The organism is Kribbella pittospori, from assembly GCF_004331465.1.
Classification (GTDB): domain Bacteria; phylum Actinomycetota; class Actinomycetes; order Propionibacteriales; family Kribbellaceae; genus Kribbella; species Kribbella pittospori.
The window spans coordinates 66,393-91,516 of record NZ_SJKB01000014.1 but is presented as its reverse complement, the minus strand read 5'-3'; the positions used below and the strand labels follow the sequence as shown (position 1 = coordinate 91,516).

24 protein-coding genes are annotated in these 25,124 nt (G+C 69.1%); 8 read left to right on the top strand and 16 right to left on the bottom strand.

Going from position 1 to position 25,124, the window contains the following annotated elements; all coding sequences use genetic code 11:
- Positions 1 to 72 precede the first annotated feature (72 nt).
- Positions 73 to 1,728: a urocanate hydratase gene (hutU, locus tag E0H73_RS34860; protein ID WP_131363671.1), complete on the bottom strand. Its 1,656-nt coding sequence runs from the start codon at positions 1,726 to 1,728 to the stop codon at positions 73 to 75.
- Positions 1,729 to 1,744: 16 nt separating this feature from the next.
- On the bottom strand, positions 1,745 to 3,292 hold the full coding sequence (gene hutH / locus E0H73_RS34855) for a histidine ammonia-lyase (RefSeq protein WP_131363669.1): 1,548 nt from the start codon (positions 3,290 to 3,292) through the stop codon (positions 1,745 to 1,747).
- 113 nt (positions 3,293 to 3,405) lie between these two features.
- Between hutH and E0H73_RS34850 the strand changes: the two genes are divergently transcribed.
- From E0H73_RS34850 to E0H73_RS34835, 4 genes are all read left to right on the top strand, one after another.
- A complete protein-coding gene (locus E0H73_RS34850; RefSeq protein ID WP_238164469.1) occupies positions 3,406 to 4,302 on the top strand; it encodes a GNAT family N-acetyltransferase in 897 nt (298 codons plus the stop codon).
- Positions 4,299 to 4,493, top strand: a complete 195-nt coding sequence (locus tag E0H73_RS34845; RefSeq protein ID WP_131363668.1) for a hypothetical protein — start codon at positions 4,299 to 4,301, stop codon at positions 4,491 to 4,493. Before E0H73_RS34850 ends, E0H73_RS34845 begins: the two co-directional genes overlap by 4 nt.
- 24 nt (positions 4,494 to 4,517) lie before the next feature.
- Positions 4,518 to 5,276, top strand: coding sequence for an IclR family transcriptional regulator (locus E0H73_RS34840; RefSeq protein WP_131363667.1), 759 nt, complete (start codon positions 4,518 to 4,520; stop codon positions 5,274 to 5,276).
- A gap of 117 nt (positions 5,277 to 5,393) precedes the next feature.
- A complete protein-coding gene (locus E0H73_RS34835; protein WP_131363666.1) occupies positions 5,394 to 6,605 on the top strand; it encodes an SGNH/GDSL hydrolase family protein in 1,212 nt (403 codons plus the stop codon).
- On the opposite strand, the gene E0H73_RS34830 is transcribed toward E0H73_RS34835, so the two are convergent.
- The 3 genes from E0H73_RS34830 to E0H73_RS34820 all read right to left on the bottom strand — a co-directional run bounded on the left by E0H73_RS34830 (position 6,602) and on the right by E0H73_RS34820 (position 9,601).
- A complete protein-coding gene (locus tag E0H73_RS34830) occupies positions 6,602 to 8,023 on the bottom strand; it encodes an aromatic amino acid lyase (RefSeq protein WP_131363664.1) in 1,422 nt (473 codons plus the stop codon). The two genes, E0H73_RS34835 and E0H73_RS34830, sit on opposite strands and share 4 nt — an antisense overlap.
- 241 nt (positions 8,024 to 8,264) lie before the next feature.
- Positions 8,265 to 8,510 carry a type B 50S ribosomal protein L31 gene (locus E0H73_RS34825; protein WP_131363663.1) on the bottom strand — a complete coding sequence of 82 codons (246 nt, stop codon included), beginning with the start codon at positions 8,508 to 8,510 and terminating at the stop codon, positions 8,265 to 8,267.
- Positions 8,507 to 9,601, bottom strand: coding sequence for a CobW family GTP-binding protein (locus tag E0H73_RS34820; RefSeq protein ID WP_131363662.1), 1,095 nt, complete (start codon positions 9,599 to 9,601; stop codon positions 8,507 to 8,509). Before E0H73_RS34820 ends, E0H73_RS34825 begins: the two co-directional genes overlap by 4 nt.
- 74 nt (positions 9,602 to 9,675) lie before the next feature.
- Here E0H73_RS34820 and rpmG point away from each other — a divergent pair, with 74 nt between their 5' ends.
- A complete protein-coding gene (gene rpmG, locus E0H73_RS34815; protein ID WP_131363661.1) occupies positions 9,676 to 9,843 on the top strand; it encodes a 50S ribosomal protein L33 in 168 nt (55 codons plus the stop codon).
- Between the two features lie 63 nt (positions 9,844 to 9,906).
- Here the strand turns inward: rpmG and E0H73_RS34810 are convergent, their stop codons facing one another.
- Complete coding sequence (locus E0H73_RS34810; RefSeq protein ID WP_131363659.1) at positions 9,907 to 10,749, bottom strand: prenyltransferase/squalene oxidase repeat-containing protein; 843 nt, start codon at positions 10,747 to 10,749, stop codon at positions 9,907 to 9,909.
- A gap of 107 nt (positions 10,750 to 10,856) precedes the next feature.
- Here E0H73_RS34810 and E0H73_RS34805 point away from each other — a divergent pair, with 107 nt between their 5' ends.
- Positions 10,857 to 12,050 (top strand): hypothetical protein, encoded by a 1,194-nt coding sequence (locus tag E0H73_RS34805; protein ID WP_131363657.1) that lies wholly within the window; start codon positions 10,857 to 10,859, stop codon positions 12,048 to 12,050.
- A gap of 215 nt (positions 12,051 to 12,265) precedes the next feature.
- Here the strand turns inward: E0H73_RS34805 and E0H73_RS34800 are convergent, their stop codons facing one another.
- The 6 genes from E0H73_RS34800 to kdpF are packed head-to-tail and all read right to left on the bottom strand — an operon-like array spanning position 12,266 to position 20,006.
- Positions 12,266 to 12,943, bottom strand: a complete 678-nt coding sequence (locus E0H73_RS34800) for a response regulator (protein ID WP_131363654.1) — start codon at positions 12,941 to 12,943, stop codon at positions 12,266 to 12,268.
- On the bottom strand, positions 12,940 to 15,513 hold the full coding sequence (locus tag E0H73_RS34795) for a sensor histidine kinase (protein ID WP_131363652.1): 2,574 nt from the start codon (positions 15,511 to 15,513) through the stop codon (positions 12,940 to 12,942). Before E0H73_RS34795 ends, E0H73_RS34800 begins: the two co-directional genes overlap by 4 nt.
- Before the next feature lie 12 nt (positions 15,514 to 15,525).
- Positions 15,526 to 16,155 carry a K(+)-transporting ATPase subunit C gene (kdpC, locus tag E0H73_RS34790; RefSeq protein ID WP_131363650.1) on the bottom strand — a complete coding sequence of 210 codons (630 nt, stop codon included), beginning with the start codon at positions 16,153 to 16,155 and terminating at the stop codon, positions 15,526 to 15,528.
- A gap of 13 nt (positions 16,156 to 16,168) precedes the next feature.
- Positions 16,169 to 18,205 (bottom strand): potassium-transporting ATPase subunit KdpB, encoded by a 2,037-nt coding sequence (gene kdpB / locus E0H73_RS34785; RefSeq protein WP_272949175.1) that lies wholly within the window; start codon positions 18,203 to 18,205, stop codon positions 16,169 to 16,171.
- A 50-nt stretch (positions 18,206 to 18,255) separates the two neighbouring features.
- Complete coding sequence (gene kdpA, locus E0H73_RS34780) at positions 18,256 to 19,917, bottom strand: potassium-transporting ATPase subunit KdpA (RefSeq protein WP_131363648.1); 1,662 nt, start codon at positions 19,915 to 19,917, stop codon at positions 18,256 to 18,258.
- A complete protein-coding gene (gene kdpF / locus E0H73_RS34775; RefSeq protein WP_131363646.1) occupies positions 19,917 to 20,006 on the bottom strand; it encodes a K(+)-transporting ATPase subunit F in 90 nt (29 codons plus the stop codon). Before kdpF ends, kdpA begins: the two co-directional genes overlap by 1 nt.
- Before the next feature lie 320 nt (positions 20,007 to 20,326).
- Between kdpF and E0H73_RS34770 the strand changes: the two genes are divergently transcribed.
- Positions 20,327 to 20,950, top strand: a complete 624-nt coding sequence (locus E0H73_RS34770) for a hypothetical protein (RefSeq protein ID WP_131363643.1) — start codon at positions 20,327 to 20,329, stop codon at positions 20,948 to 20,950.
- Positions 20,951 to 20,996: 46 nt separating this feature from the next.
- Here E0H73_RS34770 and E0H73_RS34765 read toward each other — a convergent pair whose 3' ends face one another.
- Positions 20,997 to 21,392, bottom strand: a complete 396-nt coding sequence (locus tag E0H73_RS34765; RefSeq protein ID WP_238164468.1) for a RidA family protein — start codon at positions 21,390 to 21,392, stop codon at positions 20,997 to 20,999.
- Positions 21,393 to 21,510: 118 nt separating this feature from the next.
- Between E0H73_RS34765 and E0H73_RS34760 the strand changes: the two genes are divergently transcribed.
- Entirely contained in the window at positions 21,511 to 22,620 is a 1,110-nt protein-coding gene (locus tag E0H73_RS34760) for a TIGR03118 family protein (protein ID WP_131363639.1), read from the top strand.
- Between the two features lie 70 nt (positions 22,621 to 22,690).
- On the opposite strand, the gene E0H73_RS34755 is transcribed toward E0H73_RS34760, so the two are convergent.
- The 3 genes from E0H73_RS34755 to E0H73_RS34745 are packed head-to-tail and all read right to left on the bottom strand — an operon-like array spanning position 22,691 to position 25,075.
- A complete protein-coding gene (locus E0H73_RS34755; protein WP_131363638.1) occupies positions 22,691 to 23,569 on the bottom strand; it encodes a bifunctional helix-turn-helix transcriptional regulator/GNAT family N-acetyltransferase in 879 nt (292 codons plus the stop codon).
- A gap of 28 nt (positions 23,570 to 23,597) precedes the next feature.
- Positions 23,598 to 24,161 carry a cysteine dioxygenase gene (locus tag E0H73_RS34750; protein WP_131363636.1) on the bottom strand — a complete coding sequence of 188 codons (564 nt, stop codon included), beginning with the start codon at positions 24,159 to 24,161 and terminating at the stop codon, positions 23,598 to 23,600.
- Positions 24,158 to 25,075: an amidohydrolase family protein gene (locus tag E0H73_RS34745; protein ID WP_131363634.1), complete on the bottom strand. Its 918-nt coding sequence runs from the start codon at positions 25,073 to 25,075 to the stop codon at positions 24,158 to 24,160. The genes E0H73_RS34750 and E0H73_RS34745 overlap by 4 nt, the downstream gene beginning before the upstream one ends.
- Positions 25,076 to 25,124 lie beyond the last annotated feature (49 nt).

The window sequence follows — 25,124 nt, the reverse complement described above, 5'->3', positions numbered from 1 at the left end:
ATCCGGTTCCCCGGGAAAGTGCACCATAACGGTGGAGAATGCCATGGTCGCACGCTGTCACATGATCCCGGCTCAGGACTCCTGCATCGGAATCCTGACGCCTTGCTCGGCCGCGACCTCCGCGGCCTTGTCGTAGCCCGCGTCCACGTGCCGGATGACACCCATCGCGGGATCGTTGGACAGGACCCGTTCCAGCTTCTGCCGGGCCAGGTCGGTGCCGTCGGCAACCGATACCTGGCCGGCGTGGATGGACCGGCCGATGCCGACGCCGCCGCCGTGGTGGATCGACACCCAGGACGCGCCGCTGGCGACGTTCACCATTGCGTTCAGCAACGGCCAGTCTGCGATCGCGTCCGAGCCGTCCAGCATTCCTTCGGTCTCGCGGTACGGCGAGGCCACGCTGCCGGTGTCCAGGTGGTCCCGGCCGATCACGATCGGGGCCTCGAGCTCACCCGAGGCGACCATGTCGTTGAACCGGACGCCGGCCTTGTCTCGCTCGCCCTGGCCGAGCCAGCAGATCCGGGCCGGCAGACCCTGGAACGCGACCCGCTCGCCGGCCATCTTGATCCAGCGGGTCAGATGCTCGTTGTCTCCGAACAGATCCAGGATCGCTGCGTCGGTCTTCGCGATGTCGGCCGGGTTGCCCGACAGCGCCGCCCACCGGAACGGGCCCTTCCCTTCGCAGAACAACGGCCGGATGTACGCCGGCACGAAGCCCGGGAACTCGAACGCGCGCGAGAACCCGGCCTTGCGCGCCTCGTCGCGGATCGAGTTGCCGTAGTCGAACACCTCGGCGCCCGCGTCCTGGAAGCCGACCATCGCGGCGACGTGCCGGGCCATCGAGGCCTGCGCGCGCTCGGTGAAACCGGCCGGATCCTTCTCGCGGGCGGCGGACCAGTCGTCGAAGTCGATCCCCACCGGCAGGTACATCAGCGGGTCGTGCGCCGAGGTCTGGTCGGTGACGATGTCGATCGGCGCGCCCAACTCGAGCAGCTCCGGCACGATCACCGCGGCGTTGCCCAGGACACCGATCGACAGCGGCCGGCGAGCCTTCTTGGCCTCCTCGGCGAGCCGTAGCGCGTCCTCGAGCGAGTCGGCGCGGACGTCGAGGTACCGGTGCTCGATCCGCCGGTCGATCCGGGAGGAGTCGACGTCGATGCAGATCGCCACACCGTCGTTCATGGTGACAGCCAGCGGCTGCGCGCCGCCCATGCCGCCGAGGCCGGCGGTCAGCGTGATGGTGCCGGCCAGCGTGCCGCCGAACTTCTTCGCCGCGACCGCGGCGAACGTCTCGTACGTGCCCTGCAGGATCCCCTGGGTGCCGATGTAGATCCACGACCCGGCCGTCATCTGGCCGTACATGGTCAGTCCCAGCGCCTCCAGCTTGCGGAACTCCTCCCAGGTGGCCCAGTCGCCGACCAGGTTCGAGTTCGCGATCAGCACCCGCGGCGCCCACTCGTGCGTCTGCAGTACGCCGACCGGACGGCCGGACTGCACCAGCATCGTCTCGTCGTCCTTCAGCGTGGTCAGCGTCCGGACCATCGCGTCGAACGAGTTCCAGTCCCGGGCCGCCTTACCGGAACCGCCGTACACGACCAGCTCGTCGGGGTGCTCGGCGACCTCGGGGTCGAGGTTGTTCTGCAGCATCCGCAGTGCGGCCTCCTGCTGCCAGCCGCGGGCGGTGAGGGTGGTGCCGCGGGGTGCGCGCACGGGACGGGGTCCGGACATGGGTGATCCAGCCTTTCTAGTTCAGTGGGCCGGTGACGGCCTCGACTACGGACAAGTAGGTGCCGTCGGCAACAAGGCGGACGGAGTGCTCGAGTTCTGGGGCCAGATGGCGATCGGTGCCCGGCCCTTCGACGTACTCGCGCAGGGCGGACCGGACGGCGGCGGTGGCCGGGGCCGGAGTCAGTGGCGCGCGCAGGTCGAGTGCCCGCGCGCCGGTCAGGATCTCGATCGCGAGCACCCGCTGGAGCCCGTCGATCGCCTTGCGCAGCTTGCGTGCGGCTGACCAGCCCATCGAGACGTGGTCCTCCTGCATCGCACTGCTCGGGATCGAGTCCACACTGGCCGGCACGGCGAGCCGCTTCAGCTCGGAGACGATCGCGGCCTGCGTGTACTGCGCGATCATGTGGCCGCTGTCGACACCGGGATCGTCGGCCAGGAACGCGTTCAGCCCGTGGTTGCGCGCGACATCGAGGAAGCGATCGGTACGACGTTCGCTGATGCCGGCCACGTCCGCCACGGCGATCGCGAGGAAGTCGAGCACGTAGCCCACCGGGGCGCCGTGGAAGTTGCCGTTGGACTCGACCCGGCCGTCGGGCAGGACGACCGGGTTGTCGATCGCGGCGGCGAGTTCGCGGCCGGCGACCGTGGCGGCGTGGTCGGCGGTGTCCCGGGCCGCACCGTGCACCTGCGGCGAGCACCGCAGCGAGTAGGCGTCCTGGACCCGGTTGCAGTCCGGGCCGCGATGGCTCGCGACGATGGCACTGTCGGCGAGGATCGCGCGCAGGTTGGCCGCGGCGAAGGCCTGGCCGGGGTGCGGTCGCAGCGCCTGCAGGTCCTCGGCGAACACCCGGTCGGTGCCGAGCTGTCCCTCGACGCTCATCGCGGCGGCGATGTCGGCGGTCTTGAACAGGCGGTCGAGATCGGCCAGCGCAAGCACCAGCATGCCGAGCATGCCGTCCGTGCCGTTGATCAGCGCGAGGCCTTCCTTCTCCGCCAGCACGACCGGTGTCAGACCGTGCGCCGCCAGCGCCTCGCCTGCTGGGAGAAGGTTGCCCTCGGCATCACGCACCGGGCCTTCACCCATCACCGCGAGCGCGACGTGGGACAGCGGCGCGAGATCACCGGAGCAGCCGAGGCTGCCGTACTCGTGGACCACCGGAGTCAGGTGGGCGTTGAGGAGACCGGCGTACGCCTGGGCTGTCTCGACCTTCACGCCGGTGCGTCCGGTGGCGAGGGTGGACAGGCGCAGCAGAGCGAGCGCCCGGACGACCTCGGTCTCGACCTCGGGTCCGGAGCCGGCCGCGTGCGACCGGATCAGGCTGCGCTGCAACTGGGCTCGCAACTCGGGCGCGATGTGCCGGGTCGCGAGCGCGCCGAAGCCGGTCGAGACGCCGTAGTGCGGAGTGTCCGCGTGGGCCAGGGCCTCGATCGCCGCGCGCGACTTCGCGATCTCTTCCAGCGCCTGGTCGTCGATCCGTACCCGTGCGCCGTACCGCGCCACCGCGACGACGTCGGCGGGTGCCAGCGGTCCGGTGCCGACGATCACCTCGGCTGTGTTCTTCACGTCGTTCACCTGCTCATTGCACCGCGCGGCACTCCGAACCGACAGCAGCGCCGTGCACTTTCTGTCTCGAATCTGAGACATCCATGGACCCCGCGTCCCACTAGAGTCAAGGGATGGTGTTCGAGATCCGGACGGCGAGGCCGGGGGATGCGGTAGGAATCGCCCGGGTCTGGGCCGCTGTGATGCCGCAATTGGTGATGACGGCCCGCGGGGTCGAGACCGGGCTACGGAACAGCTCGACGAGGGTCGTGCTGATCGCCGTCGACGGACCGGACGTGGTCGGCTACGGGAACGTGTACCTCCCCGATCCTGAGCAGGAGAAGCCGCGGGTCCGGATCACGGTGCACGTGCCGCCGGAGCTGCGCCGGCAGGGCATCGGGAGTGCGATGGCCGACGCGATCGGCGCCGAGGCGGTGCGCGCCGGTGCCGGATCTCTGTTGATCGTGGTCAGCGACGACGACGCGTCGAAGGAGTTCGCGACCAAGCGCGGCTTCGTCATCGGTCGCCGGATGAGCCGTTCCAGCGCCGACCTGAGCGCCGTACCCGCGCCGTTGCCCGCACCCGACGGCCTGCGGGTTGTCGACTACGACCAGGTGGAGCCGCGGCAGATCTGGCTCGCCTCGATGGCCGTCGCCGATGGCGATCCGAGTGGCCTGTCGGATTCACCGCCGTACGACGAATGGCTTGCGACGGCCTGGGATCACCCGGATCTGCGCCGCGATCTGAGTGTGGCGGTGGTCGACGGCGAGACCGTGTTGTCGTTCGTGACGACGACGGCGGATCCGGACCGGCGGGTGCTCTGGTCGAACCTGACCGGCACGATCCCGGCCGCGCGAGGACGTGGGCTGGCCAAGGTGGTGAAGTCGACCGCGCTGGCGCGCGCCCGGGACGCGGGGTTCGTCACCGCGCACACCGGGAACGACGCGGGCAACGCGCCGATGCTCGCGGTGAACGAGTGGCTCGGCTACCGGGTGACGGGCGCCTCGTGGACCGCGGAGAAGACGCTGTGAACCGGCTGATGATCTCGCTGCTGTTCTTCGCCGTACTGTCGGTCGGCGTCGGGATCATGCTGTCCGGGGCCGACGAGGACATCGACTGGGCGATCGCCGGCGGACTGTTCGCGCTCGCGGTCGGGGGCGAGGGAGTGCGGTTCTGGCTGAGGCGGAGCCGCGCCAAGAAGCACCAATCGTCCGGAATCTGAGACCTGGGCGGTTACCCTGCCGTTGTGAGCGGCAACGTTCCCGCCTCGACCCGCACTCTGCGGGTGCTGACGTTCCTGGCCACCCAGCCCGGTCCGGTGCCGATGGAGCGCATCGCCTCCGCGGTCGGCCTGCCGCGCTCGTCGACGTACCACTTGCTGCGGGCAATGATCGACGAGGGCTTCGTCGTGCACCTGCCGGAGGAGAAGCGGTACGGGCTCGGTGTGGCGGCGTTCGAGATCGGGTCGGCGTACCTGCGGCACGATCCGCTTGAGCGGCTGGCGCGTCCGCTGCTGGCCCAGCTCGTGGCTGAGGTCGGCCAGACCGCGCACCTCGGGGTGTTGCACGGGCGGGAGCTCGTCTACCTGCTGAAGGAACAGCCTCCCCGTCCGGTCACCCTCGTCACGGACGTCGGCGTACGTCTCCCAGCCACTCTCACCGCCTCCGGCCGCGCTCTGCTCGCCGAGCTCCCACCGGCCCAGGTCCGCGCGCTCTTCCCCAACCCGGAGAGCTTCGTACGCCGAACCGACCACGGGCCGCAGACTCTCACCCAACTGCGCCGGCTCCTCGCCGACGAGAAACGCCAGGGCTACGCGGTCGAGGACTCCTTCATCACCCCTGGTCTGGCCTCCGTCGCCAGCGCCGCCCTCGACCACTCCGGCCACCCAGCCGCCGCCATCAGCGTCACCTTCCGCACAGACGCCGTACCCCCCTCCGAACGCCACCTCCTGGCCCACCGAATCCGCCAAGCCGCCACAGCCCTAACCCGCCGCCTCCACGGCTGACCTCTCCGTCCAGCGCAGCGGTTCGACCGTTCGTCGATGACCGGTTGCGAGGGATTGGCGACTGCGGGTGAGATCGAGGGGAACACCTCACGTATCCGCCCAAACGAAGGTGGTCTCATGCGTCGCGTCAAGCAGCTTGTGGTTGCGGTGGCTTTGCTTGTTGTTGCGGTTGGTCCTACGGCTTCGGCCGGGGCTCCTGCGGACTGGGTTGGGAGTTGGTCGGTCGCTGTGACTCCGCCGGGTACGTCGGGGATGTCGGCGACCGGGGTCACGGATACGACGTTGCGGCAGGTGGCGCATGTATCGGTCGGGGGTTCGGAGCTGCGGCTGCGGTTGTCGAACGTCTACGGGACGTCTCCACTCGTCGTCGGCAAGGCGTCCGTCACTCCGCGGGCCGACGAGCTTGCCGGTACGCCGACAGTCGAGCCGAGCAAGCTGGTCCCGGTGTTGTTCGGCGGCCGCGCGTCCGTCACGATCCCGGTCGGCGCCGAGTGGGTGTCCGATCCGGTGCGCGTCGTCGTACCGGAGGACACCGACCTGGTGATCAGCACGTACTGCCCAGGCCCGACCGGTCCGCTCACGCAGCATCCGGCCGGGTTCGCGACCGGGTTCTCCGCCACCGGTGACCAGACCTCCGGCGATGGTTCGCAGTACCAGGCGATTCCGGGCGCCGCGCGCTACATCATCGAGGGCGTCGACGTGAAGAGCCGGGTGCGCGGCTCGGTGGTGCTGTTCGGCGACTCGATCACCGACGGCGTGGTGTCGCCGGTCGACCAGAATCTGCGGTACCCGGACCAGCTGGCCGACCGGCTGCTGGCCCAGCCGGCGTCCCGCGAGCTCGGCGTTCTGAACGCCGGCATCAGCGGCAACCGTCTGCTCAGCAACGCGGGTACGGCGGGTGACTCGACGCTGGCGCGGTTCGACCGGGACGTGATCGCGCAGGCCGGCGTACGGACCGTGGTCCTGCTGGAAGGTATCAACGACATCGGCGGCAGCCTCGGGGCGACCGACCCGGCCGACCTGATCGCGGTGCACCGGCAGTTCATCCAGCGGGCGCACCAGGCCGGACTGAAGGCGATCGGTGCGACGCTCACGCCGTACGAAGGTGCCGGCTACTACTCGCCCGCGGGTGAGGCGGACCGCCAGGCGCTGAACACCTGGATCCGCACGTCCGGTGAGTACGACGGCGTCGTCGACTTCGACAAGGCGGTACGGGACCCAGCGGCGCCGACGAAGATGCTGCCCGCGTACGACGTCGGCGATCACCTGCACCCGAACGCCGACGGGTTCAAGGCGATGGCTGCGGCGTTCGATCTCGGGCAGCTCTAGCCTGATTCGGCGGGGTGTTCGACCTGGCGGTCGCCCCATTGGGTCATCAGGCCGCGGGCGATCTCCAGGTCCTCCCGTAGAGAGCGGTCGGTGAGGTCGGGTGGGAGCGCGGTGAACGCGTCGGCCAGCCACGGGCCGACGGCCGCCGGTGCGAGGTCCTCGGGTGTCAGCCCGGCCAGGCGGATCGCGCGGACGGCGGTGACGAGTTCGCTGGCGAGCACCTCCCGGAGTGCGTCGAGAAGTTGAGCGCTGAGTACGGCGGCCTGTGGTGCGAAGCTGGCGTGGTGTTCGGCTCCACGTGACAAGGTCGCCGTACCGAGGGTCGCCGGCTGGGCTGCGGACCGGACCGCGGCCAACGCGTCGTGGGCGACGTACTCGATCATCATCACGCCTGAGCTCGCCTCCGCACCGCTGGCGAGGAAGCGGCTCAGCCCGGTGTACTCCGGGTCGACCAGGTTCGCGACGCGCGACGTGGACAGGGTGGCGACGCTGTGCAGGCTGAGCCGGAGCGAGTCGAGAGCGAGGGCGATCGGCATCGCGTGCCAGTTGCCGTTGTGCAGCACGGTGTCCTCGGCCACCAGCGGGTTCTCCGCGGACGCGTTGATGTCGATCCGCAAGCTGTTGCCTAGCGCATCGACGTGGTCGACGGCCGGGCCGAGCACCTGAGCGAAGGCCCGCAAACCGAAGGGGTCCTGGATCCGGGCCGGCGGGATCGGCAGGCCGTCCAGCAGTCCGCGCATCCGCCGGGCCACGCGCACCTGGCCAGGTTGCGGGCGGGCCTCGTGCACGCGGACGTCGTACACCTCGGCGTTGCCCCGGAGCGCGACATGCGACAACGCCCCCACGAGGGGTACGACGTTGATCAGCGTGGAGGCCTCGACGTACGCAAGACAGCACTCGGCCAGCGTGATCGCGTTGCTGGACAGGAGGGGCAGCGCGCTGGTGCCGTCGATGACCTCGCCGAGTGCAAGCCCGAGTTCGGCCAGCGGGCCGAGATCCCCGGTGCCGATCGCACCGCCGCGATGCAGGTCCGGCAGTTCGCCATCGTTGAGCAGGGCAACGATCGCGTCGGCGACGTCCGGATCGAGCCCGGACCCACCGGACGCCAGCTGGTTGACCCGGATCAGCAGCCCGAGCCGGACCACGTCCTTCGGGTACGACGTCGTACCGGTGGTGGAATGCGATCCGAGCAACCGGGCGCCGTGCTCGGGGTCCGTGGTCAGCACGTCCCGGTTGGCGCCGACCCCGGTGGTCCGCCCGTACACCGGCCGCCGCCGGGCCACCTCGATCACCGCCGCCGCGGACTCACTCATCCGCTTCCGGGCGTCGTCGCTCAACCGCACGACCGTCCGCCGCTGCGCGAGCGCGACGGCCTCCAGCGGCGTCAGCCCGGCACCCGACACCTCCACCGGTTCCATGGGCCCAGTGTGAGACCGCCCACGGCTCTCGGGACAGCCGCCGCGCGCAGGTCAGCGTCTGAGATCCGAGACAGCAGACGTGCGTGCACGACGACAGGAGGTGTCTCGCCCGGGAGAACGCGACCACGCTCACGCCGCTCGGCGGAGCGGGCTTCCGGGGGACTACCTCCTGTCCTTGTGCACACCAGCGGCAAGCAAAAGCCCGCCGCCTCGGTGAGGCGACGGGCTGGGAAGGCCGGCGTTACTTCTGGCCGTAGCGCTTCCTGAACTTCTCCACCCGGCCCTGGGTGTCCATCACGCGCTGCTGGCCCGTGTAGAACGGGTGCGTCGCGGACGAGATCTCGACGTCGACCACCGGGTAGGTGTTGCCGTCGTGCCACTCGACCGTCTCGTTGCTCTCGCGCGTCGAACCGGTGAGGAAGCTGAAGTTGCCGGACTTGTCCCGGAAGACGACCCGGCGGTAGTCGGGGTGGATGTCCTTCTTCATGCAGCCGCACTTCCTTCCAGATAAGGGGCGAACGGATCGGTCAAGGGGTGGACCGGTTCATCCGCACGAAGGACACAACCATCCAGGCGCTCCCGTAATTCCCGCACGTCCAGACCGATCCCGGTGAAGGACAAGTACGACGCCCGGTCGCCATGCTCGGCGTTCCACTCGAGCGCCGAGCGGGCCTGGTGCTGCTGCCCGACCGCGGACCACCGGTCGGCCGGCAGATCAGCCAGCCACGGACCCAGCACGCCGATCGCGATGTTCGTCCCGAAGCTGTCCCAGCTGAGCCGGTGGCGGTGCTGCGTCGCGATCCAGACGGTCCCCCGGCCCCGCGCCGTACCGGCGACCAGATCCTCCAACGCGTCGTACAGCCGCTCGGGGTGGAACGGCCGGTCCGACTGCCAGACGACGGTCTGCACCGGACCGCCCTCCAACGGCGCGCTGATCGACCCAGGCTCCGTCGGATCCGGATCATGCAGACATACGCCGAGCAGCCCAGCCGGCGTGGTCCGGATGAGTAGCCGAGGGTTGACAGCCTGTACCAGCGCTCGAGCCGTGTCGCCGTCGCCACTCAGTACGGCGGCGTCCGCGGACTCCAACTGACGCACGATCACCTCGGCGATGGCCCGGCCGTCCTCGGCGGCGGTCGGGATGCCGCGCTCCTGGATCAACCGCTCCCCGGTCAGATCGCCGACCACACTGACCGTGTCGATCGTCGTGATGATCGCGTCGATCTCCAGTTCCCCGGCGGCGTCCCGCGCGATCTCAGCGGCCAGCGCCTCGGTGTCCCCGGCACCCGGGACGGACACGATCGCGACGTCGTACCGGTCGACCGCCGCGATGCTGACCAGCAGCGGGACCAGCGAGTCACGCATCGCGCAGGAGACGCACGGGTGCTCCATCCGGATCACCTCGCGGTCGATCACCCCGGCCGCGGTCCGCGCGATCCGGACCACCGATCCACCGGCCAGACCGCTGACGTCGTACTCGACCAGCACGCCCGCCAGGCCCGAGGCAGCCAGCAGATTGCCCGCCACGGCCGCCCGGAACGGCTCGTTGATGCCTGTCAGCAGCGTCACCGGAATCATTCAGTGTCCCGTCTTGTTGAAAACGATAACCAGCCCAAAGCTTCTGAGCTGCGCCCGGTACGAAAGGAACCAGCATGGCCAAGCGCAATGACCTCCGCCCGATCGTCAAGCTCCGCAGTACGGCGGGGACCGGGTTCACCTATGTCACCCGGAAGAACCGGCGGAACAACCCCGACCGCCTGGTGATGCGCAAGTACGACCCGGCGGTCCGCCTGCACGTCGACTTCCGCGAAGAGCGGTAACGGCACAAACGTCAACGGCCCTCCACGAATTTCGTGGAGGGCCGTCGTGCCTTCAAGGGCCGGTCAGAGCCGGCCGTAGGCCTTCAGCGTGCTGAGCGCGCCGACGGTGAGGATGCCGCGGTACGCGAGGGTTGCGGCCTGGCTCGGCGGTTCCCAGGTGATCGCCCAGCCGCCGTCCGGCTGCTGATCGGCGATCAGGCGGTCGAGGTGGGCCTCGATCTGCGCGTCGTCGAAGAGCGGCCGCCAGACGCTGTCCGGCGTCGGCGCCAGGTGCAGCGGAGTCACGCCGTACGCCGGGTCCGCGGCGTCGGCCCGGAAATGCTGGAGCTTCGGCAGCCACTCGCGGATGCGGTCGAGGTCGACATCGTCGGTGTGTTCCAGGAACTCCAGCGACTCGTGCAGCCCGTGGGCGTCCTCGGGGAGAGCCTCGGCCAACTGGGCCGCGCACCAGGCGCCTGCGTGCTCGCGCCACGGGTGCTCGAAGCCGAGCTTGTACAGCCGTCCGACCAGGCCCGCAGTGGGGTTGACGCTGGGCTGGTAGGTCCACTCGGACACGTGCTCAGCACGCGGGTATCCCTCGATGGCCGGCGAGCAGAGCGAGACCGCACCGTCAGCGGTCGCTGTCGCGGCCAGCCAGTCGACCGCCCGGCGAACCATCTCGTCGTCTCGGGCGCCGGAGGCGAGCAGGGTGCTGAATGCGACCTCGACGTCCAGCGACAGGCTGTCCGGGACCAACTTGTCCGGCTCCAGTCCATGGCCGAAGCCGCCGTCGGCGTTCTGATAGCCGCGCAGCGCCTCGACCACCCCTTGCGGATCGGCGTCCTCGAAGACGGTGGCGAAGAGCCGATTCTCGACCAGCCGGGCCTCCCGGCGTACGAAATCACGACCAGCGGTGAAGGTGTCCATGGCTCTACCTTCCCGTAGTACGACGCTTCGGTCTTGAACGAAACGGACATCCGCTGCCCCCACCACCGTGCCATTCTGTGGCCGAATCCACGGGAGGGAGACCGACGATGAGCCCGGACCAGCCGAACTGGGGTCCTCCCCGCCCGCCTCAGCAGCCTCCCTATCAACAGCAGTGGTCACCGCAGCAGCCGCCGTACCAACAGCAGTGGCAGCAACTACCACCACCGCCGCCCGGGCCCGGACCGCGGCGAGGGTTGCTGATCGGCATCCTGGTCGGCGGCCTCATCTTCGCGATCCTCGCGACAGTGGGGACGTATCTCTTCGTCCAATCACGCGACGACACCGCGGCCGCCCCCACACCGACGTCCAGCACCAAATCGTCGGTCGAGCCGTCCTCCAGTCCCTCGCCCACTGCCGGTCGTCCGGAGAAGCTGGACGCGGTCGTCTCCGCGCTGACCTCGGCCGGGTTCGCCTGCTCGGACAGCCTCACCGAGCCGGTACTGGTGGTCCGATGCTTCGCCGAGCCGGCGCTGTCCGACGGCGATCAGGTCGTCACCCTGCAGGCGCAGGACGACGCGGTCACCTACGCGCACCTCAAGGTGGACACCTTCGATCAGGCCGATGAGACGACGAAGCTCTACCAAGCGGCGATGACCGCGGTCACCTCGACGCTGCTCCCGCCCGCCGACGCCGCCATCCTGCGCACCTCCAAGGAGCGGGAACCACGCATCGGCTGGGGTAAGGCCAGGCAGAGCCATGGCGACGGGAACACGCGGCACGACCTGACGCTGACGGCGAAGGGCACGAGCCCGAAGATCCTGCTGGACGGCCAGACCAAGGCCACCGTGGCGAAGGTGACCCAGGCCGCGCGCAGCAAGGGCTTCACCTGCAAGGTCAAACCGGACATCCACGTCACCGCCTGCTCCCAGACCAGGGGCACCGAGGTCTACTCGATCGACTCGTACAGCATCTGCGGGACGGCCCAGGAGCAGAAGGGGTACTGCGACACCGTCGGCGGCAACGCCTCCTGGGTCAACGCGTACGTCGGATTCGGCAAGACCGTGAACGAGGCGATGGTCGCGCGGATCCTCGCGCACCTCCAACTGACCGCCGACCTCGCCCTCGGCGAGTCCTCGGCGGAGGTCCGCCAGTGGATCGGGGACCACCTGGACGGCAAGGCACATCACACCGACCTGGCCGGCGTACACCTGGCGATCCTGCCGGGCAGCGGCGGCCGGGGCCACGCGGGCAACAACCCGAACATCGTCTCCCTCGAGGTCGAAGGGATCCGCGCCTACTGACCGCGTGAGGCGGCTGTTGGAGTTCGCGCCGAGCCTGTGAGCTGTCGCTGGACGCGATGGCCCCGGTGGCCTACGGGCCGGAGGCGATCGTGCTCGTGCTCGCCCTCGGCGGCGCGTCCGCGATCGGGCTGACCCTGCCGGTGACGCTGGCGATCGCCGCATTCGTAGGGCGTGGCGAAGAGGTACCTCGGCCGGCGCGCGGGCGGCCAGGGTTCTCACGGCTCGAAGCGGTAGCCCATTCCTGGTTCGGTGAGGAGGTGTTTGGGGCGCGCCGGGTCGGGCTCGAGTTTGCGGCGGAGCTGGCCCATGTAGAAGCGCAGGTTGCCGCTCGCGTTCTCGTACCCGGGACCCCAGACCTCGGTCAGGAGCTGGCGTTGCGACATCAGCTTGCCGGGGTGCCGGACCAGGACCTCGAGCAGGTGCCACTCGGTCGGGGTGAGCCGGATGTCCTCGCCGGTCTCGAGGGTGACGCGCTTCGCGGACAGGTCGACCCGGATCCCGCCGACGGTCACCACCGGCTGGTCCTGGGCGATGTTGCTGCGCCGCAGTACGGCGCGCATCCGCGCGAGCAACTCGTCGATCCCGAACGGCTTGGTCAGGTAGTCGTCCGCGCCGGCGTCCAGCGCCTCGACCTTGTCCGTGCTGTCGGTCCGGCCGGACAACACCAGGATCGGTGCCTCGGTCCAGCCACGCAGCCCGCGGATCACGTCGACGCCGTCGAAGTCCGGCAACCCCAGGTCGAGGATGACCAGTTCGGGTGGGTGCTGCGCCGCCACCTTCAAAGCCGCCGTACCGCTGCCGGCCAGATGTACCTCGTAGCCGCGGGCCTTCAGGTTGATCTGCAACGCCCGCACGATCTGCGGCTCGTCGTCAACCACCAGCACTCTGGTCATGACACCTCCGGCTCGGAGCGTTCGCGCGATCCGGGGATCGGGGCGTCGGCCGGCCGCAGGTTCGCGGTCGGGATCGAGACCACCATCGTCAGCCCACCACCCGGAGTGTCCTCGGGCTGCAGGGTGCCGTGCATCGCCTCGGCGAGGCCACGCGCCAGCGCCAGCCCGAGACCGACGCCGACCGTGTTGTCAGTGTCGCCCAGCCGCTGGAACGGCGCGAACACTCGGTCCCGGTCCTCGCGCGGGATGCCCGGTCCACGGTCGATCACCCGGATCTCGACGGTGTCCCCCAGGGCACTTCCGGTGATCAACGGAGCCCGGCCGGGCGGCGAGTAGCGGACCGCGTTGGCCAGCAGGTTCGCGACGACCCGCTCCAGCAGAGCCGGGTCGGCCTCGACCAGGGGCAAGGTGTGCGGGACATCGACGGTGACCTTCTCGCTGTCGTCACCGAGCTCCGCCAGTACGCCGGGCAGGATCTCGTCCAGCGCCATCGGCCGGGGGAAGACAGGCAGTACGCCGGCCTGCAGGCGACTGAGGTCGAGCAGGTTGTCCACCAGCCGTGACAGGCGGTCCAGCGACTCGTCGGCCGTCTCCAGCAGTTCAGCCCGCTCCGACTCGCTCCAGTCGACATCGTCACTGCGCAGGCTCGTCACCGACGCCTTCGCCGAAGCCAGCGGGGACCGGAGGTCATGGCCGACCGCGCGCAGCAGCGCCGTACGGAGCTTGTCCGCCTCGGCCAGCGGCTTGGCCTCCGCGGCCGCAGCGCTCAGCCGGGCGCGGTCGACCAGGGCGGCCGCGTGGGCGGCGAACGCACCAACCAGCCGGCGTTCGTCCGCGGCGAGCTGCCGGCCCTGCAGCACCAGGACAAGGTCCTCCCGCCCCGGGATCTCGGCGTCACCGTCCTCGGGCCGGCGGCAGGTCGGCGTACCGGCCGAGGCGATCGGCCGCCAGACCTCGGTCAGCTCGTCGTCGTCGATCCGCTCCATCAGACAGGCGCTCGTCATCCCGAATGCCTCCCGAACCCGCTCAAGCAGTGCCGGCAGCGCGGTCTCCCCTCGCAGCACGGATCCGGCCAGAGTCGCAAGGGTCTCCGACTCGGCCGCCGCCCGGGCTGCCTGTCTGGTCCGGCGGGCGGCCCGGTCGACGACCGAGCTCACCATCGCCGCGACCAGCACGAAGATCGCCAGCGCGAGCACGTTGTTCAGCTCGGCGATGGTGAACGTGCGCGTCGGCGGCGTGAAGAAGTAGTTCAGTACGACGGTCCCACCGATAGCGGTCACCATGGCCGGCCACAACCCGCCGACCAGCGCGACCACGACCACGGCCAGCAGGAACGCGAGCACGTTGCTGGTCAGATTGAGGCTGTCACCGCCGAACCCGAGCAGCAGCGCCAGCAGCGGCGGCAGTACGACGGCCAGCACGAAACCCTCGACCTTGCGCCGAGTGGACAGGCTCCCGCGCAACCGAGGCAGCCGGCCGCGGCCCATCTGCGAGTGCGTGACGATGTGTACGTCGATGTCGCCGGAGTCCCGGATCGTCGACGTACCGATCCCCGGACCGGTCAGCGCACCGAACCGGGACCGGCGGCTGCCGCCGAGCACCAACTGGGTCGCGTTCTCGGCCCGCGCGAAGGTCAGCAGAGCGGCGGGTACGTCGTCGCCGACGACCTGGTGGTACGTACCACCGAGGCTCTCGACCAGGATGCGTTGCTCGGCGAGGCGTTTCGGGTCGGCGCCGGTCAGCCCGTCGGAGCGGGCGACGTGAACGGCGAGCAGGTCTCCACCGGAGGACCGGGCGGCGATGCGGGCGGCACGCCGGATCAGGGTCCCACCCTCGGGGCCGCCGGTAAGTGCGACCACGACACGTTCCCGGGCTTCCCAGGTCGAGTCGATGTCATGCTGGGCACGGTACTGCTGCAGGCCCACGTCCACCCGGTCGGCGAGCCACAACAGCGCCAGTTCGCGCAGAGCGGACAGGTTGCCGACCCGGAAGTAGTTGCCCAGGGCAGCATCAATCTTGTCCGCCGAATAGACGTTGCCATGGGCCATCCGGCGGCGCAGCGCCTCCGGGGTCATGTCGACGAGCTCGATCTGGTCGGCGGCCCGGACCACCCGGTCCGGGACCGTCTCCTGCTGCGGTACGCCGGTGATCTTCTCGACCACGTCGTTGATCGACTCGAGGTGCTGGATGTTGACCGCCGAGATCACGTCGATCCCGGCGGCGAGCAACTCGTCGATGTCCTGCCAGCGCTTCTCGTTGCGGCTGCCCGGAACGTTGGTGTGCGCCAGTTCGTCGACCAGCGCCACCTCCGGCCGCCGGGCCAGCACCGCGTCGAGGTCCATCTCGGTGAAACTGGCGCCGCGGTAGTCGATGATCCGCCGCGGCACGATCTCCAGTCCTTCGAGCATCTCCGCGGTGTGCTCGCGGCCGTGGGTCTCGACGAATCCGACCACGACATCCGTGCCCCGGGCCAGCCGGCGCTGACCCTCGCCCAGCATCTTGTAGGACTTCCCGACGCCGGGCGCGGCACCCAGGTAGATCCGCAGATGCCCACGGCCGCTCTTGCTCATGCTTCGACTATCTCAGTTCGACGCCAGCGCGTTGTTCAGCGTGACGACATTGACGTACGGCTCACCCAGGAAGCCCAGGGTGCGGCCCTTGGTGTTCTCCTTGACCAGTTGCTGGACTTTGGCGACGTCCAGGCCACGCTCCCGTGCGACCCGGTTGACCTGCAGAGCGGCGTACGCCGGGCTGATCGCCGGGTCGAGACCGCTGCCACTGGCTGTCACCGCGTCCGGCGGGACCTGGGCCTCCTGGACACCCTCCAGCGCCGCGACCGTCTTCCGCCGCTCCTCGACCATTGCGAGCAGGTCGGAGTTGTTCGGGCCGAGCTGCGAAGCCGAACTCCCCTTCCCGTCGTAGTCGACCGCGGACGGCCGGGTCTGGAACCACTTCGGGTCCGCGACCATGATCGCGTTGCCGTCGGCGTCCTTCTTCCCACTGTCCTGGGTGTACGCCTGGCCGATCAGGTCCGAGCCGGTGTCCTTGCCGGCGACCTGGACGATCGAGCCGTTCGCGTTGCCGTGGAACACCACCTGGGACACACCGGTCATCACCAAGGGGTACGCGAGACCGAGGAGCACGGTGAAGAACAGCACCGCCCTCAGTGCGACCCCGAACTGCCGGACCGAGCCGGGCAGATTGCTTGCCATGAACAACTACCTCTCACCGTAGACCGGGGATCAGGGAGATCACCAGGTCCAGTAATTTGATACCGATGAACGGGCTGATCAGCCCGCCGATGCCGTACACCAGCAGGTTGCGGCGCAACATCGCCGACGCGGACGACGGCTTGTAGCGGACGCCGCGCAGGGCCAGCGGGACCAGGGCCACGATGACGAGCGCGTTGAACACGATGGCGGACACGATCGCCGACTCCGGCGAGTGCAGCCCCATGATGTTCAGCTTGTCCAGGCCCGGGTACGCCGCCGCGAACAGCGCGGGCAGGATGGCGAAGTACTTCGCCACGTCGTTCGCGATCGAGAACGTGGTCAGCGAACCGCGGGTGATCAGCAACTGCTTGCCGATCTCGACGATCTCGATCAGCTTGGTCGGGTTGGAGTCGAGGTCGACCATGTTGCCGGCTTCCTTGGCCGCCGACGTACCGCTGTTCATCGCCACGCCGACATCGGCCTGGGCCAGCGCCGGAGCGTCGTTCGTACCGTCACCCGTCATCGCGACGAGCCGCCCGCCCTCCTGCTCCTTCTTGATCAGCGCCATCTTGTCCTCGGGCGTCGCCTCGGCCAGGAAGTCGTCGACCCCGGCCTCCTCGGCGATCGCCTTCGCAGTCAACTGGTTGTCACCGGTGATCATCACGGTCCGGATGCCCATCGCGCGCATCTGGTCGAACCGCTCCCGCATGCCTTCCTTGACCACGTCCTTGAGGTGGATGACCCCGAGCGCCCGGGCTGTCCCGTTCACACTCTCGGCGACGACCAGCGGCGTACCGCCGGACGCGGAGATGCCGTCGACGATGTCGCCCAGCTTCGGGTCGGCGCTGCCGCCGTGGCTGTGGATCCAGGCGTTCACCGCACCGGCCGCACCCTTGCGGACCTGCCGGCCGTCAACGTCCACGCCGCTCATCCGCGTCTGCGCGGTGAACTCGACGAAGGTTGCGTGCGGCAACTCTCCGGTGTGCCGCTCGCGCAGCCCGTACCCGGTCTTCGCCAGTACGACGATCGACCGTCCTTCCGGCGTCTCGTCGGCCAGGCTGGACAGCTGCGCCGCGTCGGCCAGCTCGGTGTCGGTCACGCCCTGGACCGGGATGAACTCCGACGCCTGCCGGTTTCCCAGTGTGATGGTGCCGGTCTTGTCCAGCAGCAGCGTGTTCACGTCACCCGCGGCCTCGACCGCGCGGCCCGACATCGCCAGCACGTTGCGCCGCACCAGCCGGTCCATGCCGGCGATACCGATCGCCGACAGCAGCGCGCCGATCGTGGTCGGGATCAGACAGACCAGCAGCGCCACCAGAATGACGATGCTCAGATCCGTCTTCGCGTACGCCGCGAACGTCGGTAGCGTGACCGTGGCGACCAGGAACACGATCGTCAGGCTCGCCAGGAGAATGTTCAGGGCGATCTCGTTCGGCGTCTTCTGCCGCGACGCGCCCTCGACCAGCGCGATCATCCGGTCGATGAAGCTCTCACCAGGCTTGGTGGTGATCTTCACGACGATCCGGTCCGACAGCACCTTGGTGCCGCCGGTGACCGCGCTCCGGTCGCCGCCGGACTCGCGGATGACAGGCGCCGACTCACCGGTGATGGCCGACTCGTCGACGCTGGCCACACCCTCGACGACGTCGCCGTCGCCGGGGATGATCTGGCCGGCCTCGACGACGACCAGGTCGCCGAGCTGGAGCTGGGTCGCGGGGACCTGCTCCTCGCGGTCGCCGAGCAGCCGGCGTGCGGTCGTCTCGGTTTTGGCCCGGCGCAGCGTCTCGGCCTGGGCCTTGCCCCGGCCCTCCGCGACGGCCTCCGCCAGGTTCGCGAAGACCACGGTCAGCCAGAGCCAGACCACGATCCACCAGACGAACACACTCGAGTCGGTGAAGGCGAAGATCGTCGACGCGACCGCACCCACCTCGACCACGAACATCACCGGGTTCTTCACCATCACCCGCGGATCGAGCTTGCGCATCGCGTCCGGCAGGGATGTCCAGAGCATCTTCGGGTCGAACAGACCCGACGGCGCCTTCTTCTCCACCTTCCCGGTGTCGTTCTTGGCACCCGGGGAAGGGGTCCTCACCAGCGTGGTCACAGTCCCTCCGCGAGGGGTCCTAGAGTCAGAGCAGGGAAATACGTCAGGCCGGTCACGATCAGGACGGTGCCGACCAGCAGCGTCACGAACAGGGCCTTGTGGGTGGGCAGGGTGCCCTGGGTCACCGGCACCGGCTGCTGCCGGGCCAGCGAGCCGGCGAGCGCCAGCACCAACACGATCGGGACGAACCGGCCGAGCAGCATCGCCAGGCCGAGAGCCGTGTTGTAGAACGGGATGTTCGCGCTCAGACCGCCGAAGGCGCTGCCGTTGTTGTTGCCGGCCGAGGTGAACGCGTACAGCACCTCGGAGAACCCGTGCGGACCGTCGGTGTTGAAGATCGAGGCGCGCGCCGCCGCCAGCCCCATCGCGAGCGAGGCGCCGACCAGCACGACGGTCGGTGTCGTCAGGATGTACAGCGAGACCAGCTTCATCTCGCGTGCGGTGATCTTCTTCTTCAGGTACTCCGGTGTCCGGCCGACCATCAGTCCGGCGACGAACACGGCCAGCACCGCGAGGATGAGCATGCCGTAGAGGCCGGATCCGGTCCCACCGGGTGTCACCTCACCGAGCATCATGTGGAACAACGCCGTACCTCCGCCCAAGGGCGTGAACGAGTCGTGCGCGGAGTTGACCGCACCGGTCGACGTACCCGTGGTGCTCGTGGCGAAGAGTGCGGAGGCCCATTCGCCGAAGCGGGTCTCCTTGCCCTCCATCGCGGCGCCCGCGGCCTGGGTCGCGGTACCGGCGCCCTGGTTCTCGAAGAAGGTGGCCGCGAAGGTGAAGGCCGCCCACAGCGTGCCCATCACGCCGAGGATCGCGTAGCCCTGCCGCTTGTCCTTGACCATCAGGCCGAAGGTCCGGGTCAGGGCGACCGGGATGACGAGTTCGAGGAAGATCTCGAACAGGTTCGACAGGCCGTTCGGGTTCTCGAACGGGTGCGCGGAGTTGGCGTTGTAGAAGCCACCGCCGTTGGTGCCCAGTTCCTTGATGACCTCCTGGCTGGCCACCGGGCCGCCGGGGATGGTCTGGGTCTGACCGACCACCGAGGTGACCTCGTGGCCGCCGGAGAAGCTCTGCACGACGCCCATCGCGACCAGGACCAGAGTGCCCAGAATCGCGATCGGCAGCAGGACCCGCAGTACCGTCCGGGTCAGGTCGACCCAGAAGTTCCCGACCCGGTCGGTCTTCGACCGGGTGAAGCCGCGGATCAGCGCGATCGCGACGGTGATGCCGACGGCCGCGGAGACGAAGTTCTGCACCGCGAGGCCGGCGAACTGGACCAGGTGGCCCATCGTCACCTCGGGCGAGTACGACTGCCAGTTCGTGTTCGCGACGAACGACGCCGCGGTGTTGAACGCCAGTCCGGACTCGACGTTCGGCAGGCCGAGCGACAGCGGCAGGTGACTCTGCAGCCGCTGCAGGAGATAGAGGAGGATCAGGCTGAGCGCGGAGAAGGCGATCAGCGAGCGGGCGTAGACGCCCCAGGTCTGGTCGGCCTTCGGGTCGACGCCGAAGATCTTGTACGTACCGCGCTCGATCCGCAGGTCCTTGTCGGACGTGTAGATCCGCGCCATGTAGCCACCCAGCGGGCGGTAGACGGCCGCCAGGCACAGGATGAGGAAGCCGGCCTGCAACAGGCCGGCTGCGGTGTCGGACATCAGAACCTCTCGGGGAAGATCAGGGCGGCGACCAGGTAGAGGACCAGAGCCACGGCCACCACCAGGCCGGCGATGTTCTCGGCGCTCACAGCTTCTCCACTCCACGCAGCGCGAGCCAGACGGCCGCGAAGACGACAACGGTGACGGCGAGATAGATGACGTCAGACATGACGGCACCGCCTCACAGCTAAAGTGCTCATGAAGCCACTGCACACCGCTAGCTGCCCGCTCAGGAGTGTTCTCGCAGGCCTCTCACACCCGCTCTGACAGCTCTCACAGGGTTCTCACAGGTACTCGCAGGTCCTCATTGCGGACCCGACTTCGCCCGTGGCGGTTCTGTCCGCATACTTACGCCTGGCAATCCCAGATCCAGGCACAGCCCCACGCACAGACAAGGGAAGAACAGCACGTGACTGAAGTCGATATCACCGCCCCCGCAGAGCAGTTCTTCTCCACCCAGACCCGGGAGGCGCTGGCCGAGGCGAGCCGCCGGCTGGCCGAGCGTCTCCAGGCCCACACGGACGCACTGCTCGCGATGACCGGCACCGAGGAGCAGTCCGCGCTCTACGAACAGAACGCCGCCCTCGAGGAACTCGTCGAGGGCTGGAACGACGCGGTCTTCGAGCACACCGGTACGGCGCCGCTGCTGCTGGAGGACTCGGTCGACGACGAGGACGACGAGGAGGCCGAGCAGGACCAGGTGATCAGCGTGGTGTCGCGGTTCGACCTGCGCGTGGTCGACCTGGACGCACTGCTCGACGCCGGCCGCGCGGCGCAGGAACGGCACCCGGCCGAGGTGGACGACGGCGGCGAGGACGAGCCGGTGGACTCGGCCGAGCAGGCGATCTACGAGATCAGCCGCGAGGTCGGTGAGGCCTGGTTCGAGCTGCCCGGCATCGAGATGGTCGCCGGTGCCCGCGCGTACGTCGTACCGGAGCTCCCGTTCGAGCCCCTCGACGCGGACGCCGAGGACGTCGTCACCGAACTCATCGCCCCGAACGGCGTCGCCACCCACGCCGAAACCTGGGCCTGACCGAGCAGTCCAGGTCTGATGATCCGGCGGGATCATCAGACCTGGACTAGGCCATCGCGATCGCGTCGATCTCGAGGAGCCAGTTCTCGGAGTAGATGTCGCAGATGATCACGGTCAGCGCAGGTGCGTGCTGACCGAGGACCTCTTCACGGATCTTCGAGTTGAGTGCCCGGAACTGCCGGTCGGACAGGTAGGTCGTCACCTTCACCAGGTTCAGCACTCCCATACCCGCCTCGGCGAGGACCGAGAGCACGTTGCGCCAGACCATCCGGCACTGCGCCTCGAAACTCTCCGGCACTCGGCCGTGCTCGTTGCCCCACGGCACCTGACCGCTGACGAACACCGTCCGCTCGGCCCCACCGACGACCACGCCGTGTGTGTAGTTCCCGGTCGCCGGCGGCAGGATCGCCGGGTTCAGCTGCTGGATCGCAAGCTCCGCCACAGTTTCCTTCCCCCTCCCACGTTGCTGCTTGCCCATGTCTACCCTGCGCCGGATTGAACCGCCTAGCCCATCGGGCCGTATCGATGGTGTTCCGCACCTCAACCGACAGGAAAGTGACATGTCGCTTCGCTCGAAGGGCCGTCCACTCGCTGTTGCGACCGCGTTCATCGGTGGTCTCGCGCTGGTCGCCCCAGCGACCGCCAGTGCGCATCAGGACCATCACGGATCGAGCCACCTCGCCGTCCAGCAGGTGAACCTCGCGTCCGACCTCCCCGGAAAGGCTCCGCTGCTCGACCCAGACCTGGTCAACCCGTGGGGCCTCTCACTCGGCGCGACGACGCCGCTGTGGGTGTCCAACCAGGGGACCTCGAGCTCCACGCTCTACTCGTCCGCGCCGGGCTCGACCACGGCCACCAAGGTGCCCACCGTCCGCGTGACGATGCCTCTGCCGACCGGCCAGGTCTCGAACCCAGGCACCGGCTTCGTCCTCACCAATGGGACCGTCAGCGCTCCGGCCCGGTTCATCTTCGCGACCCTGACCGGCCAGATCGCCGCCTGGGGCCCGCCTGTCAGCCCGACGATCGGTGCGGCGCAGATCGTCGCCACCACTCCGGGCGCCGCCTACACCGGACTGGCCGTCGCGACGGCGACCGCCGGAACCCAGCTGTACGCCGCCAACTTCGCGCAGGGCCGGATCGACGTGTTCGACAACGCGTTCAACCCGGTCAAGCTGCCGTGGTGGGCGTTCCGTGACCGCTCGCTGCCGAAGGGTTACGCCCCCTTCAACGTGCAGATGCTGGACGGGAAGATCTTCGTCGCCTACGCCAAGCCCGACCCGAAGACCGGCCGCAGCGTCGCCGGCCGCGGGCTCGGCTTCGTCGACCAGTACACGGTCGACGGCAAGTTCGTCAGCCGCGTCGCATCCCGCGACTCGCTGAACGCGCCGTGGGGCCTCGCGATGGCTCCGGCCGCGTGGGGTGAGCCGGCCGGCACGCTCCTGGTCGGCAACTTCGGCGACGGCCGGATCAACATCCTGCAGCCGAAGTCGCACGGCCGCTACAAGTCCAACGGCCAGGTCCGCACACCGGCCGGCAAGACACTCGCGATCGACGGTCTCTGGGCTCTGCTCCAGGGCACCGCGACCACCGGCGGCACCGACGCCCTCTTGTTCTCCGCGGGTCTCGACCAGGAGACCCACGGCCTGATCGGCGTACTCCGCAAGCCGTAGTCCACCTGGTGTCCGGGGAGATCGGGGCCTCCCCGGACACCAGAGGGCGTCTGAGAACTCTGCCGCCCTCTTAGGCCTTGAGCGACTTCTCGAACCAGTGATGGGCGTACGGCTCTGCGTTGAACGCGGGAACCTCCTGATAGCCCGACGCGCGGTACAGACCGATCGCCTCGGTCAGGGACCGATTCGTCTCCAGCCGTACGACGCTCGCACCGCGGGCGACTGCCTCGCGTTCGAGCTCGGCGAGCAACCGCCGTCCCAGTCCCAGACCGCGGGCATCGCGGGACACCCACATCCGCTTGATCTCCGCGGGCTCCTCACCATGCAGCTTCAACGCACCGCAGCCGATCGGCTCGGCATGCAGCGTCGCTACCAGCAGCAGGCCGGCCGGCAACGTCAGCTCGGCGTCCTCCGCCGAAATGCTGCGCGCGTGATCGAACCCGTTGTCGAACCGCTCGCCCAACTCGTCGAAGTACGAGCGCAGGCACAGCTGCGCCTCCGGCCGCCGCGGATCGACGATGCCGACGTCGACCATCGACGCGGTCAGCAGCCGTGACACATCGTCCATCGCGGCGACGAGCCGATCCCGCTGGCGTTCGCTCAACGGCGCCAGGATCGACCCGGCCAACTCGTCGGACCGCCTGTCCAGCAGCCGTCGCTCCTTCAACCCCGTCCTGGTCAGCCGTGCGATGCGCAGCCGCGCGTCCGCACCACTCTGCTCGACCCGGACCAGTCCGTCCTCCTCGAGTGACCGCAGCAACCGGCTGAGGTACCCGGAGTCGAGGCCGAGCCGGGTCCGCAGCGCCCGTACGTCGCAACCGTCAGAGCCGATCTCCCACAACACCCGGGCCTGCCCGAGCGGACGGTCCCGGGACAGGTAGGCGTCGTTGAGCGCGCCGACCCGCTCGGTGACGATCCGGTTGAATCTTCTGACCGGGGCGATCTCCATTCTCTGACTTTAGTCAGAGAATATGGCCTCAGTCGAGCGGCCGGAGTTCGTCGGCGTAGGAGACGGAGACGCGACGGAGTACGCCGTCCTTGACCGAGTACTGACCCATCCGCCACAGCGGCGGGCTGTAGGCATGGACGGTGACGCTGCCCTTGTCCAGACCGGTCAGGCGGTGGATGTGGTCGGGGCCGAAGCCGTACACATCGCCGGCCGTCACCTCGGTCTCGACCGAGTCGGTGCCGATCGCGAGGTTGTGCTCGACCAGCTTGCCCTTCGCCACCGCAACCGCGCCGGACGAGACGTCGTGGTCGTGCCAGCCGGTGTCGTTGACCGGCGTCCAGCAGATCAGCCAGACGTCGACGTTCGCGTCCCGGTGCAGGGAGGCGAACACCCGCTCCTCGTCGCTGTAGCCGACCTTGTCCTCCCACAGGTGCGGCTGCGCGGCAACCGACGCGGCCAGCTCGGACAACTCGGCGGCATCCAGGTCGCGGCCCGGAAGGTTGTCCAGCGACAGACAGTTGTTGAGATCCACAAGCCGGCTGGGCTGGCGCGCCGGGACGTTCGGAACGTCGGTGATCGGCTGGGCAGTCACTGCACTCCCCTCTCAGGAGATGGTTTCCCGGCCCCGGGATTGACGCCGTACAGGAGCCGGTGTGGGTTGGCGTGGCGGATCACCGCGGTCGCGGCGCCGCCTTGGCGGAGGTCGGTGATCCCGGCGTACGGCCGGTCGGTGCCGTGCACGACCTGGTCGATGCCGAGGACCCGCGCGACCGCGTCGATCCCCTGCGGGCCGTAGCTCGAGGTGTCGACGTACAGGTTGGGGTCGATCGTGCCGAGCCGGCCGCCGCGGGCGGCCAGGCGTTCGTGGTGGACGGGGGCGAGTCCGGCCGCGGCCACGAAGCACAGCCGCAACCGCGGATGCTGGTGGCGGCCGCCGTACGCGTGCCAGGCCCACCATGCGGCCTGCAGTTGGCCCGCGTAGTCGACGACGGGCGCCCACCACCCGGGCACCTCGCAGTCGGTCCGGGCCGTGCCCGGGTGGACGAGGATCGGCTTGTTCGACCCCTCGGCGACAGCGAGCAACTCGCCGACCTCGGCCCACCCGGCCGGGGTTGTGAGCACATGCGCCGGCAGCTGGAGTCCGAGGAAACCGTCAGCCAGCAGTACGCCGAGACCGTCGACGTCAGGTTTGATCAGATTCACCGAAGCCCAAGCCTTGAAGGGCTCTGGGAGCACGGCCGCACCTGCGTGCCACGCATCGAGTAGTGCGTTGTCGCGGAGCTGCTCGATGCCGAGCGGGCTCGACAGCGACACCGCCGCAAGCGTCGTACCCGTGTCCTGCTCGAGCGCGACGCGCTTGTCCACCGCGTGCGCGGCCGGATCAACCTCGTACGGCGCTTCGGTCGCGGTGTGCAGCGTCCAGCCGTCGAGGTACGGCGGCTCGGAGCGGGCTCGGAGCCGGTCGACGAACTCGGCCGGCCAGAGGTGCTGGTGGACGTCGATCATCGGCTCCTCCTCTCGGCGGTTTGATCAGATTGAAGCGCTTCAGGACTCT